This window comes from Sphingomonas sp. Leaf28 (assembly GCF_001421685.1).
GTDB classification, from domain to species: Bacteria; Pseudomonadota; Alphaproteobacteria; order Sphingomonadales; family Sphingomonadaceae; genus Sphingomonas; species Sphingomonas aurantiaca.
Genome location: NZ_LMKX01000001.1, coordinates 1,313,287 through 1,332,132 on the forward strand (window position 1 = coordinate 1,313,287; position 18,846 = coordinate 1,332,132).

At 59.0% G+C, this 18,846-nt stretch carries 17 protein-coding genes; 9 read left to right on the forward strand and 8 right to left on the reverse strand.

Translation table 11 applies throughout. The features are described 5' to 3' along the window. The first annotated feature begins 65 nt into the window (after window positions 1-65). The 5 genes from ASE79_RS06085 to ASE79_RS06105 all read left to right on the forward strand — a co-directional run bounded on the left by ASE79_RS06085 (window position 66) and on the right by ASE79_RS06105 (window position 2,859). The gene (locus tag ASE79_RS06085; protein ID WP_235516760.1) at window positions 66-644 is read left to right on the forward strand and encodes a TlpA family protein disulfide reductase; all 579 of its coding nucleotides are present in this window, start codon (window positions 66-68) and stop codon (window positions 642-644) included. Window positions 645-934: 290 nt separating this feature from the next. Then, a complete protein-coding gene (locus ASE79_RS06090) occupies window positions 935-1,474 on the forward strand; it encodes a helix-turn-helix domain-containing protein (protein WP_082445079.1) in 540 nt (179 codons plus the stop codon). 34 nt (window positions 1,475-1,508) lie between these two features. Continuing rightward, a complete protein-coding gene (locus ASE79_RS06095; RefSeq protein WP_056413016.1) occupies window positions 1,509-1,856 on the forward strand; it encodes a hypothetical protein in 348 nt (115 codons plus the stop codon). 21 nt (window positions 1,857-1,877) lie between these two features. Then, a complete protein-coding gene (locus tag ASE79_RS06100; RefSeq protein WP_056413021.1) occupies window positions 1,878-2,333 on the forward strand; it encodes a hypothetical protein in 456 nt (151 codons plus the stop codon). Between the two features lie 55 nt (window positions 2,334-2,388). Then, on the forward strand, window positions 2,389-2,859 hold the full coding sequence (locus tag ASE79_RS06105) for a hypothetical protein (RefSeq protein WP_156359534.1): 471 nt from the start codon (window positions 2,389-2,391) through the stop codon (window positions 2,857-2,859). Between the two features lie 533 nt (window positions 2,860-3,392). On the opposite strand, the gene ASE79_RS06110 is transcribed toward ASE79_RS06105, so the two are convergent. From ASE79_RS06110 to ASE79_RS06140, 7 genes are all read right to left on the reverse strand, one after another. Further along, the gene (locus tag ASE79_RS06110) at window positions 3,393-4,286 is read right to left on the reverse strand and encodes a plasmid partitioning protein RepB C-terminal domain-containing protein (RefSeq protein ID WP_056413026.1); all 894 of its coding nucleotides are present in this window, start codon (window positions 4,284-4,286) and stop codon (window positions 3,393-3,395) included. Then, window positions 4,283-5,182, reverse strand: coding sequence for a plasmid partitioning protein RepB C-terminal domain-containing protein (locus tag ASE79_RS06115; RefSeq protein WP_056409769.1), 900 nt, complete (start codon window positions 5,180-5,182; stop codon window positions 4,283-4,285). Before ASE79_RS06115 ends, ASE79_RS06110 begins: the two co-directional genes overlap by 4 nt. After that, the gene (locus tag ASE79_RS06120; protein WP_321163322.1) at window positions 5,179-6,792 is read right to left on the reverse strand and encodes a recombinase family protein; all 1,614 of its coding nucleotides are present in this window, start codon (window positions 6,790-6,792) and stop codon (window positions 5,179-5,181) included. The genes ASE79_RS06115 and ASE79_RS06120 overlap by 4 nt, the downstream gene beginning before the upstream one ends. Before the next feature lie 534 nt (window positions 6,793-7,326). Then, complete coding sequence (locus ASE79_RS06125; protein WP_056409626.1) at window positions 7,327-7,911, reverse strand: recombinase family protein; 585 nt, start codon at window positions 7,909-7,911, stop codon at window positions 7,327-7,329. Between the two features lie 223 nt (window positions 7,912-8,134). After that, window positions 8,135-10,186, reverse strand: coding sequence for a TonB-dependent receptor plug domain-containing protein (locus ASE79_RS06130; RefSeq protein WP_056413029.1), 2,052 nt, complete (start codon window positions 10,184-10,186; stop codon window positions 8,135-8,137). 2 nt (window positions 10,187-10,188) lie between these two features. Beyond that, window positions 10,189-10,518, reverse strand: coding sequence for a YfiR family protein (locus tag ASE79_RS21225; protein WP_162236997.1), 330 nt, complete (start codon window positions 10,516-10,518; stop codon window positions 10,189-10,191). Between the two features lie 347 nt (window positions 10,519-10,865). Then, on the reverse strand, window positions 10,866-12,800 hold the full coding sequence (locus ASE79_RS06140) for a putative bifunctional diguanylate cyclase/phosphodiesterase (RefSeq protein ID WP_162236998.1): 1,935 nt from the start codon (window positions 12,798-12,800) through the stop codon (window positions 10,866-10,868). A gap of 722 nt (window positions 12,801-13,522) precedes the next feature. Here ASE79_RS06140 and ASE79_RS06145 point away from each other — a divergent pair. Beyond that, on the forward strand, window positions 13,523-14,029 hold the full coding sequence (locus ASE79_RS06145; protein WP_056413502.1) for a MucR family transcriptional regulator: 507 nt from the start codon (window positions 13,523-13,525) through the stop codon (window positions 14,027-14,029). Window positions 14,030-14,173: 144 nt separating this feature from the next. On the opposite strand, the gene ASE79_RS06150 is transcribed toward ASE79_RS06145, so the two are convergent. Next, a complete protein-coding gene (locus ASE79_RS06150) occupies window positions 14,174-14,740 on the reverse strand; it encodes a recombinase family protein (RefSeq protein ID WP_056413503.1) in 567 nt (188 codons plus the stop codon). 419 nt (window positions 14,741-15,159) lie between these two features. On the opposite strand from ASE79_RS06150, the gene ASE79_RS20210 reads away from it, so the two are divergent. From ASE79_RS20210 to ASE79_RS20780, 3 genes are all read left to right on the forward strand, one after another. Next, window positions 15,160-16,251, forward strand: a complete 1,092-nt coding sequence (locus tag ASE79_RS20210) for a TonB family protein (protein WP_082445081.1) — start codon at window positions 15,160-15,162, stop codon at window positions 16,249-16,251. 88 nt (window positions 16,252-16,339) lie between these two features. Continuing rightward, the gene (locus ASE79_RS21230; RefSeq protein WP_162236999.1) at window positions 16,340-17,098 is read left to right on the forward strand and encodes a hypothetical protein; all 759 of its coding nucleotides are present in this window, start codon (window positions 16,340-16,342) and stop codon (window positions 17,096-17,098) included. Window positions 17,099-17,787: 689 nt separating this feature from the next. Further along, the gene (locus ASE79_RS20780; protein ID WP_162237000.1) at window positions 17,788-18,453 is read left to right on the forward strand and encodes a hypothetical protein; all 666 of its coding nucleotides are present in this window, start codon (window positions 17,788-17,790) and stop codon (window positions 18,451-18,453) included. Window positions 18,454-18,846 lie beyond the last annotated feature (393 nt).

Sequence of the window (18,846 nt, forward strand, 5' to 3'; positions counted from 1 at the left end):
AATTGGAACCGTCCATGGTCTTGCGTCCTGTGTTCACGTCGCGCCCAATCATCTGTCTGGTTGGAATGGGCCTGCTGGTCGCCGGCTGCGATAGGAAATCGCCCGCGCCGGAGCAAGCAAACGTCGCCGCGGCAAATACAGCGTCTGCCGACGAGGTCGCGCCCGGCCCTGCCCCCGACGAAGCCACCGGCCCCTCGGCCAGCACCGAAAAGCTCGACCGCAGCCACAAGGGCGAGACCGGCCCGACCGTCGCGTTCACCGCGCCAGACGGCAAACCGGTGACGCTCGCCTCGTTCAAGGGCAAGCCGCTGCTGCTGAACCTGTGGGCGACGTGGTGCGCGCCGTGCGTTGCCGAGATGCCGACGCTCGATGCCGCCGCCAAGTCGCTCGCCGGCAAGGTCCAGGTCATCGCGGTCAGCCAGGACCTGCAGGGCGCGGAGAAGGTGACGCCGTTCTTCGCCGCGAAGAAGTTCACGACGCTCAAGCCCTATCTCGATCCCAAGCTCGGCCTCAGCCTCGCCTATCAGGCGAACCTGCCGACCACGATCCTGTACGATTCGGCGGGCAAGGAAGTCTGGCGGATGACCGGCGGCTATGAATGGAACACCCCCGCGGCTGCCAAGCTGATCGCCGAGGCATCGTAAGGCATGAACAACGCTGGATATTGTGCCGACCCGCCTTGGTGACGAGCCAAAGGTTGATGGCGGGCCGGCACAACTGTCCTAACGCATGACCGTGCGAAAAACTGCAGAACGGGCAAAGAATGATCCAAATGCGATGAGCCGAGTTGGAAGACGCGGCCATGCGCGTACCGTCGGGCCCGACGCGCCCGTATGCGCTGGCCACAGGTGGTTGCCCGCGCGGGCACTGGCCCGGTAGGACCAGGCACGCTTTGGCGCCCGTGACGGCGCCGGCCCGGTGAAAGGGGGACGAGATGGAAGAACCCCGCATCGATCGATTGTCGAACCGGCACCGCGACGTGCTGCGCGGCGTGGCCGCGTTGCGCAAGACCAAGCAGATCGCCGCGGATCTCGGCATCGCGCCTGGCACCGTCGACGGCTATATTGCCGAGGCGGTCCGCATCCTCGGCGCGACCGATCGCGGCGATGCGGCGCGCATGCTCGCCCGGCACGAACGCGCCGACCCGCTATCGGAGACCTCAGGCGCCGCCCCCGGGCAATCAGGGGGGCAATCTCCATGGGTGGCCGCGCCGCCACCACCGATGACACAGATCGGCCAGCCGGTCGCCGAACCGGACGCATCCCACGATACCCGTGCGAACAGCATGGGCTCGCTCGCAGGGCTGCTTCCGGTCAGGCGCACGGGGCAGCGCAGCAACGACCTTCCGGTCGCGCTTCGCCTGCTCTGGATACCGGCCATCGCAGTGATCCTTGCAGTCGGTTTCGGCATGCTCGCAAGCGGTCTCAAGGTGCTCGCCGACCTGATCGAACGGCTGGGACACCTGTCTGGATAACCGATCGAGAAGGCCGCCCCCGGCGGACACGTCCATGGACACGCAGCTTGCAACGACCGGCACCGAGATCGGCCTCCTGCTGAACCGGCTCGAAGCCCAACTGGCCGAGGCCTTTGCGATCTGCTCGCACCTCGCCGTCGCCAGCGCCGCCTTCGGCAGCACCGCGGGCGTCACCCCCCGTATCGCGCAGCCCGTCGTCCAGGAGCTCGGCGGCGCGATGGCCGCGATCGCGCAGGCGCAGGGGCATGTCATCGCCGCGCACCGCAGCGCCGAACGGATCGGCAAGTTCGTCGGTTTCGGCGATGGCCTGCCCAAACCGGATCAGGCATTCTTCACCGGTGCGGACACCAGCCATCTCTCGATCGTCGCCGCGGCGGCCTGACGCGACTTCGGCGCGCGCGGCATGATCCACGTCCTGGTCTATTACGTCATCGCGCTGGCGACGTGCTGGTTCGCGTTCCGCCATGGCGGGCGGCCCGAACGACTCGTCGCGGCCGCGTTCCTGCTCGCCGCGATCGTGTCGAGTGGGCTGGCGTTCTCAGCGCGGCCCGCCTTCCGGTCGGTCGACGGCGCGTTGCTGTCGGTCGATCTCGCCTTGCTCGCCGGGCTGGTCGCGGTCGCGATGTTCGCGAACCGGTTCTGGCCGATCTGGATCAGCGCGCTGCATTTGCTGGCGATCACGGTCCACGGCGTGCGGGCCTATGATCCGACGCTGGTGCCCTGGATGTACGCCGCCGCGATCAGCAAGATCGCCTATCCGATGCTCGCGGTGCTGATCGTCGGCACCGAGCGCCACCGCAGGCGCCGCTGGTCGTACGGTTGCGACCCGGACTGGTCGAGCGTGTCGAAATCGCCCTGACCCCGCCCCTGCGGTCACGATACCCACACCGCCTTCAATATATGGAACAACGCCGATGAGCGCCCCCCTTCGCCTGCGCTACCCGACCGAGCCATCCTCGCCCAACGCTGAACCGGCGGAGACCATGCCACTGCAGATGCCGCCTGAAACAAGTGCTCGTGGCGTCGGCACCGAAACCGATGTCGATCCGTCGTCGCCGCCCGAACTCGATCGCGCACGCGCGTTGATGCATCAGCAGCAGGCGCGTTCGACCGCCTTTGCCTCGGTCCGGGCGCTGTTCCAGGATCCCGCATGGGACATCCTGCTCGCGCTGTTCGTCGCCTATGAGGAGGGAGCACCGCTGACGATCGACGCGGTGCGCGCCGCCACCGGACTGTCCGAGGTCACGATCCGGCGTTGGCTGCTCACGCTCGAGCATCGGGGGCTGATCACCTGCTGGCCGCAAAGCGCACCGCTGTCCCGCCGCTCGCTCGGCCTGACCGACGACGCGCTGACGATGATGCTGCACTTCCTGCAGGAAATTTAGGGAGCGTGTCCTTTGACACATAAACCTGACCGCTCACGTCAGAACAGAACATGATCTGTCAAAACCAGCTGACAGAATTGTTGACCGATCACGCAATTTTTTGACAAGATTTTGTCCTAGACGATCACCCAAGCCCCTGCCCCTCCGGCATCTCGCGTGGCGGATTGGCGAATTATGGGGTCGAAGCAGTAGCAAGCAGCGCCTGGTACGAGCGGCGTGGTGGCAATTGACTACCCGGCGGCTTCGCGCCCCGATGTACTCTCGCTCACCAACAAATAACATGGCCGCGATTTATCGCTGACCGAGGTTGAAGCCCGTAGCTAACGCACGGCACCTGATCGCGCTTGCCATTCCGATCTTCCGCCAGAGCATGCTGAGACATGACACGGCCCCGTATCATCCTGATGATCGTGCGATGGCCGAGTCGGGTGCCGCCCTTACCATTTTTGGCAAGACGCTCACCTAGGCACGCCCGATGCGGGCCAAAGCTGTCGCCGCCTCTCTTAACTCCGCTATGAAGGGCGAGGCTTCGGCTACGCTGCCTTCTGCAGATCGCTCAATTTTTGAAACTCTGTGAGAATGTCGGCGTGATGCTGCGCCAAGTAGCGGACTATGCGGACGTTACCAAGCAATCGGTTCACGTAGCCGGCTGCAAGCATCAGGTCGTACTGATCAGAGCTGTACGTCTGCTCAACCGCGCGCAGCTGCCGGTCGACGTTCTCGCTTTCGCGCTGCATCGTCGCCACCTGATCCTCGGTTAGGCCGGCCATGCGCCGCGGCTTGCCGGCGACGAGTTGATCATCGGGTGTGGAGGCGACTAGCGAACGGGCATAGCTTACCGAGAACCGGTTCATAGTGACCATAGCCATGGCGGCTTCGACTTGGCGGACGGGCTTCATAAAACGAAGCTCGGTGAACACGTGGATGGGCACGTGCCGGTCTTTAAGTAGCTCAGCCGCCTCAGGGCAAATCCCAACCAACAGGTTCCGCTTCTTTCGAATGCTGGCAATGTCGACGTTCAGCGCCCGCGCGAGCCTTTCCTCAGATACCCCCTTCTTGACCGCGTTCAGGATCATCCGATGCTCTTGAATGGTCGCGATCCGGCTGACTCGCTTGTTATAGGTGAAGGCTTCGTCGTCGGTCGCAACTAGGCATACGAGCTCAGTGTCGCCGCGGTCCCGCACGATCTCAACACGCAGATGTCCATCAAGCAGATGGTAGCGTTCGGGATCGGTTGCATCTCGAGCGACCACGGGCGGCTCGATGATACCGACCTCGGCGATGGAAGCGGCGATCTGCCCGTACTTTACCGACTTCTTCACCGACGCGGAGATCGTGCGAAGCGGCATGATGCAGTCAATAGGAATGCGAAGGCTCGCCTCCTCAAAAGCCAGCTTGACTGGGATGGCCGTGTGCCGACTGCTCACGACGAGGCTTCCATGCGATCAAGATGCAATGCGAGATTCTCGGGCATGGTCCCGAGCCCCTCATCCTCGATTAGGGCCGTAAACTGCTCGCTGAGACTAAGCCGGCGCAGCGCCTCGGTAACAAGAAGAAGTCGGTCACGTGCAACGTTAGCCCTTCGGATCAGGCCGCGCTTCCGATCGACGTCCTCCTGGTATGCACGGATCAGCGCTGCCGGCGACAGTTTCTGGTTAACTGGCGGCTTACCGGTCTGCTGTCTTAGGTGCTTACCACGCCGGCGCCGCTCTTCGACGATGCGTTTTGCCGCCATCAGCTTACGTCCGCGCAGCGTTCCCTTTTCATAAGCCAGTTGAAGAGCACGCTGTACGTCGTGATCTTCCGCCTCAGCAATATCAACGGCAACGCTTAATGGAATAGTCCGCGCTTCGACCGAACGTAGCAAGCGCTGTTCGCCTTTTTCGAGGAGGCGACCGACGCCACTTACATATTCGAGCGTGAGGCCGGTCTTGCGAGCAATCTGGGGCAAGCTGTGCCCGCGCTTGCGCATGCCGCCGATGTCCTGGAGCAAGTCAATCGCACTGTGCTGGCGCCGGGCACAATTCTCGACCAGGCTGGCGATCAGACAATCCTCGGGATCGGCTAACACGACGAGGGCAGGCACCTCGATCTGTCCGAGTTCCTGATACGCTTCAAGGCGTCCTTGACCACAAACGAGATCGTAGAAGGGCCCGTCTGCCTCCACTCGACGCGTGACAGTAATCGGTCGTTTGAGCCCGACTTGAGCGATATTGTCGACGATTTCCGTAAACGAACGCTTGTTGCGGACTCGCGGATTAACGACGGTAATCCGCTCGAGCGGGATCCATTCCACACGCTGAGCGGGGCGGGCGGTGCTCATGCGGCAGCCCTCCACAAACGTCGCGCCGCCATGCGGTGAAAGGCGGACAGATCGTCAAACCGATATGCATCGAGCGACAGGCCGTTATGCTCACATAGGCGCAGCACGGCGTCACCGATGTCGAGCCGGGGCAGGAGATAGTAGTCGCGGGGAAGCTCGTTACCCGGTGCCATACGTACCGCAACCGTCAAGTCGGGTTTGAGTGGAGTATCAAGCCTGACCTTCCAGCGGAGTGTACCTGCCGCGGTCTGGGCACAGCGCACCACTACTAACGACGCAGTGAACTCGCCGTTGATGGTGAGTAGGTCGGTGTCAGCGTCGCGAACAACGGTGCCGCCGGCCTGCTCCAGCGCGGCCATTGTATCGTAGACAATCGCGGGATGGAGCTGCCGCAGCTTCCGATTGATTTCTAAATAGCGATAGTCACGATCGGGGGCGAAGCCGACCAGCTCGTAGGCGCGCAGCAGGCTGCCGAAGCGGCTACGATAGGCGCTACTCGACGGTGCCTCCTCGGCTTCGTCGATGATAAGACCGGTCAGCATACCCTTGGTGCTGAAGATAGATGCCAGCAGCGCAAGCATCATCTCGTCGCTCAACCTTGCAGAGCGCGCGTCGATGATGGCGCGTGTTCGCGCGAAAACGACCCGGTCGACGACGGGCGTGAACGCGCCCTCGGCCCTGATCCACTCATCTTCAGTGTTCAAGACGTGCTTCCGTTTGAGCTTAAATGATGTGCGCGCCCAGACGTTGTCGCCGACATATTTTTCGTTGATGAGTAGCTGGTGGACGGTGCCCCTGGTCCAGGCGCGTCCAAGATCGGTGACGAGCCCGCGCTCGTTGAGCAGGTTAGCGATGTCACGCTCCGACTTCTCCGCATCGGTGAACAGTCGATAGACTTCTCGGACTAGGGCCACCTCATCCGGCGGCCCTGGCACGAGGATGACGCGATCGGTCGCAATGCTCTTGTGTTCACCGCGGCCGAGCTCGCCCTTAGGTTCGCCATTCACGTCGACGAGGAGCCGGCGCAGCCCGAAGCCGGCGGCACCGCCTTGGCGGTAACCGCGCCGTATAAGGTTGGCCTGTCCCGCGAACACCTTAACCGAAAGCTCGCGGCTGTATTCGGCTGCCATGGTGCGTTTGACGGTCTTGATTATCGATGAGCTGATGCTGCCGTCATTGCGAAACTGCTCAGCGCAATATTCGACCTGAATGCCGGCAGCGCGGATACGCAGTTCATGCGTAGCGGCCTCGTCCGGATCCTGGAAGCGGCCGAGCCTGCTTACGTCGTAAACGAGCAACGCCTGAAAGTCGGTACGCCCTGCCTCGATGTCAGCGAGCAGCAGCTTCAGACCTGTGCGGCCAGAGAGATTGAGGCCACTCTTCCCATCGTCCTTGTAGGTGTGGACGATCTCATAGCCATGCGTGTCAGCGAAGCGCCGGATCGCCACCCCCTGGTTGTCGGTCGAGTATTGCTGATGCTCGGTCGACATGCGGACGTATTCAGCCGCTCGTATGCGTGGTGGCACCGGTGACTCGTCATTGTCGGGTGTGTTCCAGTTGATAACCATTAGCGGCCTCTCACCAAAGGCGCGCGCGCCCGCCGCCGCCACTATCCTGAAAGGGACGGCAACATGTTTCCAAAAACCGGCAAGGGATTTCAAAATGAGGGAGGGAGGCTGACCGAAGCCGCTTATATTGCTGCGATCAGCGAAGCCCTGCGGACCGAGATTGGAACAGGCGTCGGAGCCTCTAAGCAGATTCAGCGATGGACAGAAGCGTCCGACCGTACGGCGCGGAACTGGCTGAGCGGGAATGTCGGACCCAGCGGCCATCATCTGGTGAGGCTAGCGCGCGAGTCCGATGCTGTGCTCTCTGCCGTGCTCACCATGGCTGCGCGACCTGAGTTGGGACTTGCAAATGATCTGCACGCGGTGGAGGTTGCGCTCGCTAAAGCAAGCGGAGCATTCGAGGTACTACGCCGACGGCGAGCTCTCGGAACGCGGTAGCCCGTTTCATCGCATCCCGGCTTCTGCATCCGAATCGTTACGACGATTCATTTCGAATCGCCTGATCAGAGCATCGGCCTTTTGGAGTCTACTTATGCGAGACGGCCGTGCGAGAAGAACCCAAAGCCGACCAGGGACTTAAGTTTTCGTCTGCGCGGTCCAGCCGATCCGTGCAAGCGTCCCGAGTAGGGTGGAGCGCGGCACTTTAAAGGTTCGGCAGACAGACGCCTTACTGGCCCCGCCATCTAACGCGGCCGTAATTCGTTCGAGTGTTTCAACGTCAATCATCGGCGGGCGGCCGCCCTGGCGGCCCCGGCGTTTGGCCGCGGATAGTCCCGCCATCACCCGTTCGCGCGTCAGCGCACGCTCATATTGTGCCAATGCGCCGAACATAGAGAACAGTAACTCACCGTGGGGAGTGGTTGTATCCATCTGCTCAGTTAGGGACCGGAACGCGATGCCTCGCCCCTTCAGGTCTGTAACGATCGCCAAAAGGTGGGGTAGCGAGCGTCCGAGCCGGTCGAGCTTCCAAACGACCAACGTGTCGCCTGCGTTCAGATAGTCGAGACAGGCTTTAAGCCCCGGTCGATCGTCACGCGCGCCTGATGCTTTGTCGGTATGAAGATGACGATGATCGACGCCAGCTGCAACCAGCGCATCGCGCTGGAGATCGACCGTCTGGCGATCGTCGGCCGACGATACCCGCATGTATCCGACCAGCATGTACGACAAACCCTCAAAAGCATGTTTCCACACAAACTATCAAAGCGACAGGGTTTGTCGATTGTTAAAGCCTACGGGGCGTTTGGTTTGGCAAAAGCGTACGCCCGGGTGTCGCCTATCATGTGGTTTCGAACAGGTGGGGTGATGATCAAGAACGTCGATCGATGGGGAGCGAAACCGTCGCCCTTCCGACCATTCATCATGCAACCAGCTACGTTTTAGCTTATATCTTGGCACTTACTCCCAATCTAAGTCGACGATCGGCCGGTATTGGAGAGCCGTAAGCACCACGAGCCTGTGTCAAGTTTTCTCCTGCCACATGGATCGACACCCTTGGTGTTAGCATCCGGGCAATTTTAGCGTCGACCGTAATGGCTGCCGGTACGCGTATCATCGCCAATTCTGTCGACGGAAGAAAACTGCTTTGGCGACTGGCGCTTGTGAGATGCGCCAATGTGGTCGCTGACCATCCACCTGCGGCATAATCGAGGCTCAGATTGGCCCGATGCTGCGGTGTGGCCGCCTTAGGAAAGAGAGCATAGAAGGTGGTATTACGGTTGGCCGGGATGTTCTCATCCACCCGGGTCACATTGTAGTTAAATGACCAACCGAAGTTGGTCGCGATCTTACCGGACGCTGACAGCTCAACGCCGTAGCTTTCAAAATTTCCCACGTTGGCAAACCGAGTGACGGCGATCGGTTCCGGTGTCAGCACTACCGTTACATCAACAGCCCCCCCTGGCGAGGCGATCAACTTGTCGGTCCGGGTATAAAAGAGGGATGCATCAAACCTTAGGCCTGACGCCAAGCTATGCGAATAGCTCGTCTCAGCACTCCAGACGGTGACTGGAGCAAGACGGGGATCGCCAGTTAGATATACCGGGATCGGAACTTCAGGCGCCGGAACGGTCACGCGTAGGCCAAAGCCGATCAGCGATGGCAACTGCAGGCCACGTCCGCCGTTAACCCGGAACCGGCCATTTTCGCTGACCTGGATGGTTGCAGCGGCGTTGAAGCTGACCGGCGTAATCGTGCGGTTATAGGCTGAGGCAGGATCAATCTGAGGTGCTGCCGGCGCCCCCCCCTGACCCAACCAAAGATGATCGAGCCGCAAAGCGCCCGTCAGCGAGAGGCGGGCAAGCGGACGAATGTCGATCATTCCGCTGACCGCTGCAACCTGATAACCAATGCGATGTGAAAACAGACTGTCGGAGCCGAGCTGGTTGTTGCGGTATTCGGTACCAATTCGAAGGGTGTCTGCCGCGCTTATTCTAACGAGCGCCGACGCGGACATCACGGTGATGCGGTTGCTCGTACGAAGATCGGCAACGCTGCTGTAGGGGTCAGAAATGGGCGTGGTAATCCCATAGTCCGCCTGCAACCAATTAGTGTAGACGCGGCCAGAGAGATTGCCCCAGTTGGTGTCGTGGTTCACCTGTAGTCCGGCGGTCTGATTGCGGAACCGTTGCTCGGTCAGAATCTGGCTCGGCAAGAATTCCAGTTGCCGGTTGCCGGTCAGCCCACCATTAAGTTCGATGGAGGTTGAGGCGCCAGCCTGAATTGCCAGCGTCGCGCTCACCTGATCGGCATAGATGCCCAATGTACGTGGCGGCTGGTAAAGTGCGCCTGGGATCGCGCGCTCGTCTTCCTTTTGATGTCCGCCAGTTACCTTCAAGCCGATAGTTGGGCTAACAGGTATGGTGAACGATCCGCCAATGCGGGTATAACTATGGGTACCAAGTTCTGCAGTTGCACCAAGATGCGGATCTGAACCAGCGTTAGTGGTGATGATGTTGACGACACCACTGGCGGCATTGAAGCCAAACAGCGCAGTAGCAGGACCTCGGACCAACTCGATCTGCTGGATGTCATCGAGCTGCACACCAAGTAGGTTCCAGTTTGTCATGCCGTAATGATCAAGATAGACCTGTCGCCCGTCGACTAGAACAAGTAGCCTGGCGTTATAGGTCTGGACACCGCCGCGAACGGCAACGTCACTCTGGCCCGCGGTCCAGCGATTGACATCAATTCCGGCATAAGCCTTCAAGAGATCCGGTACACTGCGGGCTGGTGACCGCTCGATCTCGTCATGCGAAATAATAGTAATTGAGGCGGGAGCTTCAGACGCTCGCTGAGGCTTGCCAGTCACGCTGGTCGTAATCGGCTCACCGAAGGCGTCACCCAACGCAGCATAGTCGACGATCTGTGCATCGAGCCCGGTGGGTACAATCGCACCGATTGCGGTGGCGACCACAAGGGTAAGAAGGCGCCCCATGATCAGATTTCCTTGACGAGCATGAGGAAAGCGGACCCAAACCTGATACCGCTTCGACGCGCCGCAGCCTTATTCACGATGATCTGTGTTTTGCTCGCTCCGCTGATGCCCACAATGCATTTTCCCGCCACGACGCAGCCAGCGTCGGCGGTGATTGTCAAAATAGATTGCGCGCTGGCAGCTGCGGCCACTTCGTCCTGGTGCGCGCGTAGACCCGTGGTAACGAACGCAGCCTTCGTGCCAGTCAGCTGGCCTAGGTTACTCACTGCCACCCGCCGCGTGCGGAGCGTCGCACGGCCCAGCGTGAAGCCACCAGTCAACATGCGCTCCATGTCAGACGCCTCCGCCTCCGAGGCAGCGTTGCCGGGCTGATAAATAATGCCGACCGGTACCAGTCCGACAGGCGATGGTTGAACGAATGATATGATACGGGCGGCAACGGGGACGTTGAGAACAGCCGACGGGGCCGTCGCCGCTGGCCAAATCATGCTAGTGACGAGGACTGGCCCCGCGAGGAAAGATAGATGTTTCACACGTATCCCGATCGTTTGTCCCGCCGGATAGCAACGGGATGTGTGCCAGTGGTTAATACCCGCCGGGAATGTGGCGGCGGATCGAATGAACCGTTCTGGCCTGTGGCTATGTCTTTTCGAAACCTATGGACGGCACCTGTTTTTGCTCAGGCGGCCACCTGACAGGCTGTGCTGAACAATCGGACAGTTTCAGTGAATGATGCCGGTTTGCCGAATAAGTAACCCTGCCCCTGGGTACATCCCTTTAGTGAGAGCATCGCTGCTACCGCCGCGTCCTCGATACCCTCGGCCGTAACCTTCATGCCGAAGCTGAGCGCCAGCGAGATGATCGCATCGACAATCTTCTCGCTCTCGACGCTGTCAGTGAGCGATGTGACGAAACTTTGGTCGATTTTGATCTTGTCGAACCGGAGGCGTCGCAGGTTGGATAGGCTGGAATACCCAGTACCGAAATCATCCAGTGCCACGGATATCCCGCTTTGGCGGAAGGTTGCCAGCACACGTTCGGCCGCGACGATGTCATCCATCACCGCATCCTCGGTAATCTCGATCTCAAAACGCGATGGCGAGACGCCTTCAGCGAGGATGATGGCGATCAGTGCCTCGGCCAGTCCCGGTTCTTCGAACTGGGTCGGCGAAATGTTCAAAGCCAAACGCAAGTGAGCGGGGATCTGGCGCGCATCAATACACGCCTGTCGCAGGATCGAATTGGTCATCGCCGTTATCTGGCCAGTGCTATCGGCAAGTCTGATAAAGGCGTCAGGCGCTAGTAGCCCGAGACGAGGATGATGCCAGCGCGCCAGAATCTCAAAGCCGCATAGCCCCCCATCTGAGAAACGGACGATTGGCTGATAGAACGGCTTTACTTCGCTGCGGCCAATACCATCGCGCAATTCCTGCTCCATGCGTCGGCGCTCGAACCGCTCGGCTTCCATTGAAGGGGAAAATAAGCAGACGCCGCCCTTGCTGCCCCGCTTGGCTTCATACATCGCGATGTCTGCTGCATGCAGTAGCTCGCTCCCAGCGACCCCATCATTCGGGAAGCGGGAGACCCCGATGCTGGCACCGACCGTAATCGTGTTACTGCGCCAGGCGAGCGGTTGATGAAGCACGTGACTAGCTTGGTAGGCCAACGCCATGGCATCGCCTGTGCTCCCTTCGTCTGGCACGATTATAGCAAACTCGTCCCCGCCCAGGCGCGCAATAGTGGCATAATCCCCACAGACGCTATGCAGTCGGTGTGCAACCGTCATGAGCACCGTGTCGCCGGCAGCGTGTCCATGCATGTCATTGGCATCTTTGAAGCCATCGAGATCAAGCAGCACCACTGATAATCCTCTGCCAGCGGTCATGGCAGCGTCAATGGCAATCTCAAGCGCGTTACCGAACTCTCGTCGGTTAACGAGACCTGTCAGCGCGTCAGTGCGTGCGAGCTTCAGCGCCTCCTGCTCGGCGATACCGCGGCGCGTGATCTCCGCTGTCAGTTGGACACCACGTTCGGCTGCCAATGCGAGCCAAGCATAGGATAGGCCGGCGACGATCAGCACCGCAGCCGTAACTAATGCGACAAGCCATCGCGTCCGCCACGCAGCATCCTCGGCATGACGGTGCGCATCGGCAATGCCGGAGGCTGCGATTGCCTTGACCTCGGCCAGCACACGGTCTGCATTGGCACGAAACGGGCGCAGCATGGCAACGCTAGTGGAGAAGTCGACTTCCAGCATCGACGACACCACTCCAACCGCTTCATCATATTTGCCGAGCTCTGCAACGACCCGGGTAGCACGAGTGATGTCCCGAGGGTCGAGCGCCTCCCGCTGCCTGGCCAGATCGGCGCTGATCTGACTGATCCTATGGCGGATATTGATCAGGCGTCGGGTGCTGTCAGCGGCGCGGCCGTTAGCCGACGCATCAACCAGCAGGCGGTACAGGTTGCCATCTTCGTGGTCGAAGCGCGCGGCAAGCTCGCTCAATGAGACTGCCGTCTGCATGTCATGGTCAACGATGAGGCTGTTGGCATGTTGAACGTAGATGAGCGTGCCAAGGCAAAGTGTCACTGCCAGCACGAGCAATATGATCACGGCCTTGGGGCCAGCTATATACTGCGGTAGCCGCGACTTTCGTTCGAGCTCGGAAACAGCGTTAAGGCTGGTCAACCCATCATCTGGTTGAACAAGGTCAGCAAAGCATTGAGCGCGAGCTTCTGAACATGCAAATTGCGGCCCCGGACCTATCTCGTTTTGCGCGAGACGCGAGGCACGGCGACCGATGCGAAAGGCGGCGCCTCGGATGGTTCGTCGTTCCAGCATGTTCAGCGCCTATGCCGCTGACAAGACTAACAAATCCTTTTGCGATCAAAAAAGATTTGCAATCCGCCCAAGCTTGATACCTCACGCGCAGGATCGGCGGTATGTCATCCCGAATCTACCGAGGAAACTATCAGCGCGAGCTAATCCCGCCGTCGCAAAAATGGGCGCATACCAGAGTGCCTCGTGAGCAACCATTCCGGTCATACAAAGCCGGGCCGGCGTGGCCAGTAGTGAAGCCGGACCAACCGGTCCGCCACGATCGAGATGCAAAGCGGAGAAGTACGTTACTGTGCCACTAAACGTCCGATGCGGCGCGTTGCTAGCAGGCCCGACATCAAGTGGGCGGTGAGTAGGATCTGCATATCGAACCATTTGTGATCACCGCATTTTCCGGTCCTTCCATGCACCAATCTTAAATATGTGGCCTCGGGTAAACTAAGATTGCCAGCAACCAATCAAATACCTAGATGCGCCTCCAGAAATGGAGCCCTGCTATGTCTGACACTACCCTCGATCTGAACCCCGTTGAGCTCGCCACGGAATTGACCATCGCGTGGTTAGCAAACCCCAACACGCGTACCAATGCTGACGACGTTCCGGCCTTCCTGAACAAAATGTACGAAACTGTTTCGGTACTGGTCGGCGGAAACGCTACGGCTGCTGAACCCGAGGCACCTGCTCAAGAATACACCCCGGCCGTGACGGCGCGTAAGTCGCTTGCCAGCCCCGATCACATCATCAGCATGATCGATGGCAAGCCGTACAAGACGCTGCGCCGCCACCTTGCGACTAACGGCATGACGCCAGTGGAGTATCGTGAGCGTTATGGCCTGAAGGCTGATTACCCCATGGTCGCTCCGACCTATTCGGAAGCACGTCGCACGATGGCGAAAAGCATTGGCCTGGGTCGCAAGCCCGGTCAAACCAATGCAGCCAAGGCAGACGCCAAGCCCACCCCGGCTCCGCGCAAGCGCAAGACCGAAGAAACGGCAGCCGAATAAGCCATGGCATAGCTTCCCGGAAAACGGGAGCCGAGCCCCTGTGGAAATGCAGTCTACGTCCCTGGAGGCGCGTCCTCAGGGCCTCCAGGGTCATCAGACGGCGATCATGGCCACTAAAGGGCACGATGCGCAGGTAGCGGTTCTTCAAGGGCCCGGCTCGCTGCCACCAGCCGGAAAATGCCTGTAAAAGGTTGCGACCGAGACGCCGATCGCCTCGGCTACGTCCCGGGGACGATCGCCCGCAGCGAGCAGCTTCATAGCCGTGGCCCTCTTTGGCGTCAGGACCGACTTGCGCCCCCTGCCCGGCCCGTTCTTGCGACGGGCCGCCAGTAGCCCGGCCATTGTGCGTTCGCGGATCAGCTTACGCTCCATTTCTGCGATCGACGCCAGAATGTGAAGGAGCAACCTGCCGGTCAGCGTCGCTGTGTCGATCCCGTCGGTTAGGGACCGTAACTCGATACCGCGGGTAGCAAGGTCAGCTGCCAGTTCGACAAGGCCCTTCATCGAACGGCCAAGGCGGTCGAGCTTCCAGACGACGAGCGTGTCTCCCCGGCGAGCGACGTTCAACGCTTCTGACAAACCCGGACGGTCGGTTTTCGCGCCACTCGCCTTGTCACTGCAGATCCGTTCGCATCCCGCAGCGGTCAGAGCGTCCGTTTGCAACGTCAAATTCTGGTCAGATGTCGAGACCCGGGCATATCCGATGAGCATCAGCGGGGAATCCGCCATGTTAGGGCGCCTGCCTCGGAATGCGGCGAAGCGATCTGCGCTCTCACGCAGCGCGTCGCCGTCGGGGCCGTCGAAGGCGGGCGGTGGTACGCGAAGGTTTAGCCGGCCAAGGCCGTCTAGGACTTGAACATAACCCAGCCCGGTACGGTCCTTCGTTTCCTTGGCCGAACGGTGTCCGGAGGCATAGGCGCGCAGTGCGTCGTCGATCGTCATGGTTCGACCCTTCTCAGCTAGTCAACAAAGTTGGCGTTCAATGAGAATGAACAATGAGAACATATTTTGAGAAAGTGGAATTCCAGGCCGGCTATCATCTGTGCTCGCCGAGGATTATTCATTGGTGAGATCGCTAGGCACGTTGCCGCCAGCGGGATAATCGATGTCGTAAATTTGGAGATCACGCCATGCCTGGTGCGCTGCTCGCGCTGCTCAGTGTCCCTGCCCCTCCGGTACCGTTCGCCACACAGCGGACGGAGGTCGTTGCGTTCACCGCCAGCGATGTCACCTGTTCAGGCGAGCCGATAGTAGCCGCTAACATCGTTCGGCCTTTCACAGCCGTTGCAACGCGTTACGGTCCCGCCGTTACCGAAAGCCCCTCACCCACATATCGGTTCTCCTTCGTAATCGATGCGCAGGGGCGCGCCCGCACTATCCGCCGTGATAGGACGGAATCGCCGGGTTGGTATGTCGACACGAGCGATCTTGCCCCTGCGCTGGCGGCTTCGAGCTTTCCAACCGGAATGCCGCAGGCAAAATGCAGCGTGTCCTTCAAGGTATCGGTCACGCCGATCGAGAAGGCGTCGATGCCGGATTTGTACGAACTGGCGAGCCGTCCGGACTCCATAGGATTCGCGCCTGCCCTGTTTGAACGAGTTCGCCCCGCAGACTCAAACTGCCCCCGCGAGCCAGGCCAGTACCGGCGTCTTAACCTGCCGGCCTTCGAAAAACTGTCGCAACCGGCGCGCCGACCATCTTGGGTGTTTCTGGCATTCGACGTGAACGCCGCAGGTAAGCCTGGCAACGTCCAGACATTGGGTACGTCCGGCGATACAGGGTTCGAGCGAGCCGGCCGAGAAGCTTTGCTGGCCAACCGCTATGAGCCGGGAGCGGGTTTTCACGGATGCACCTATCACTTCTACCATAACGGAAGCGCCAACCAGGCGGCCCCCGTACCGGTGCCAGACACGCCCCTGGATACTGGAAACCAGCCGGGTTGTATCGTGGATCCCAAATCGATCCCGGGTCTTCTCGACGGAAGCGCCTACCCCAGAGCGTTCTGGCGCCGCGGGATCGAAGGGGCGGCCGTAATTGGCTATGATACGGCGCCATGGGGAGCGGTAGGGAACGTAAGGGTTCTAGGTTCTGAACCGGACGAGACGTTCGGCGATACCGCGCGCAATGCGCTTTCCAATGCCCGGGTAGTAGAAAGCGATTCAGGACGTCGAGGCTGTGTTCAGCGGGTCAAGTTCAAGCTTCCACCGAAGAGCACCCAGTAACGAGCACTGCCTGGCTGGCGTTCCCGATCGGGAACGCCATAGGCTTCTCAATTGGCGTTCGTTTGCGAGAATGTGTTGATTGCCTCTATTGTCGCGGCTGATAATCTTCGAGCCCGCAACCACGCAGCTCCCCGAGCATGTGCTGCGGCCTCTTGACGGGGGATGCGATTTGTCATGGTTCCGGTTCGTTTTACCTTCTATCTTCGCAGTCGGCATTTCCGGTGTGACTAGTGTTCAGGCCAGCAAATCTGACAGTTCGCCAATTACGACACAAACTCAGAAGGTGAAGCAGAAGGGGGTAAGGCCGCTAATATCAAATACGCGACAGTTATTAGACCAAGATCAATCGCGCCGGATCAGTGTGTTGTCGCTGAACCGCCTGTTTAATCGGCTGTCCGGCGGAGCGGTCAAAGTCACCGGTGCTTATCGCGTAGGGCCGGGGTCCTACGTCAGGACCGCGCCCTGTCCACTGTCGATCCGCGGCAGGACACTGCGGTGCACCGGCGTCACCGAGATCGAGCCGGTACACCGGCTTCAGATCCGCCGTTATTACCGGGAGCAACATGGTTTCATCGATTTTGGATGCATTGATCAGCCGTGCCTCTTTACTACGATACCCGGCATTGAAATTGCTCAGGTACCAATAACACTGACCGCCGCCATCAAGTCAGGCGGCTACATTATTTCTCTTACTGCCAGGTCCGCCGACGGACAGATAGTCAAAAGCTATGTGTTTTTGGTCAATGGCACACAGTCTTCGGGGATATGTATGCATCCTGCGGCTGACAGCCAGATGACCGGGGAATCAAATATGCGTGCGTGTGAGATTTTCAAAGAAGTGTTCTGATGGACTCTTCATGGGTCTGTGTTCATTTGCCACTCCTGAAATCGCGGCCGTAAGGGCATTCCCGAATTTCGATCCCTCGCGAGAATGCCGGCTCGGGCAAGAACGCCCAAAGTCGGACGCTCAGGTTGAAGATCCGCGAGGCCAAAAGCAGCCATTCGTTAGACCGCGAGCCCCATTGGTGCCCAGCAGCAGGTGCTCCGCTTGCAGCAGGCAAGCCGGGTGATTATTATCGAATAGTATACATAACAAGATGCTTATTATAGCTTACTCAGAAGAATATAGTCTTTATAGAATCATTGTTGTACGGACTAATAACCACCAATTAATGCTGTTGATCAATTATTGAATCTTAATATCCCAATAATAAATGCATTGAACGCGACATAACTTATGTTATTGACAATGTTATCCGGATTAGTCGAATTTGCCGCGTTAGAGGGGAGGGTGATATGTTCAACGATCAAGACCGCGTTTACTTTGCCCAACGAGCTGCAGCCACACGAGCGTTGGCGTCGAATACGTCAGACCCAGCAATTCGCAAAAGCCATGTAGACATGGCAGACAAGTACCATCGCCTGTCTAAGGCGGCGCAGTCTCGGAACTTGATCCGTATCAAGGCAGTCAAACTATCTTGTAGGGGCCTAAAGACCTATAATTTTCCATCATCTTGAGCTTGCCGGATGGTTGATATGGTTCATGACACCGATAAACTAACTCAATTAATTGAGCAGGCTCTTGTATTAGCAGATGATAACGAACTTGATTTGGTAAGCATTAAGCTGGATGAAGCGCTTAATGAATTGATAACCTATCGGATAGAGCCTGGTAGTTTGTCGAGTATAAATTCCTTAATAAGCGACTTTCCAACAGCTGTTGCATTGCAAACTCGTTCTGGCGATAATGTCGTATCGCTTCGCTCATCTGCTAGTTTAGAGCGATTGATGAGCGATCATATAGATCTCGACATCCGCCGTAAGTCGCTAATTCAGCTGGTGCGTGGGCCACAGAATGTCATTGAGGCTCAGCGACAGCTTACCGAATTTGGAAAGCTTATCGATGCGCACCGGGCTTTGGAACGATGCTGCATCTACGGCCCTCTAATGACCAGAGGGATCGACGCCGGTTTCTCTTTAGAAGAGAGGCTCAGGACGCTGCTTGGTGAAATAGAGAATGATTGGGACAGTTATCTTTATACCTGGGATTGCGATAGGCTAGAAACGCAATGGGTAGAATTCACTGTCGCGACACACACTATCTTGGCTCGTGCAGGCGAACGTATGCGTCTCGAAGAAAAAGTCATTTACCCCCTATGCTTCATGAGTGGGCTAATTAACATGAAAGATGCCGTTAGTTAAGCGCACCTGACTTTGCAAGCTGCGCGACAGTCAGTGTTTCACTCAATATAACTATGCCGACCTTCTATTCCTCTTTACGCTGCCCTTATTGATGTTTGTGGTGGCGTCCGAGCGCAAGGACGCTTGGCCTGATGATCATAAAGAGCGACAATCTGCTTTCTTCCCATCAATACCCCATTCGGGGCAGGCGAGAGCCGCACTACGGCAGAACACGATCCCGATAGCGCTGCTACCGCCATCGTGGACGATCGGATCGTAGCCCCCGTTCATGTCCGCGACGAACACATCGGGTCACTCCAACCGATCCGCGTGAATGGCACAAACCCGGTTTAAATCGTCAGCCATTCGCGGGCAACATGGAGTCGGCGTCATGCCGCTATTTGGCGCCTGCGG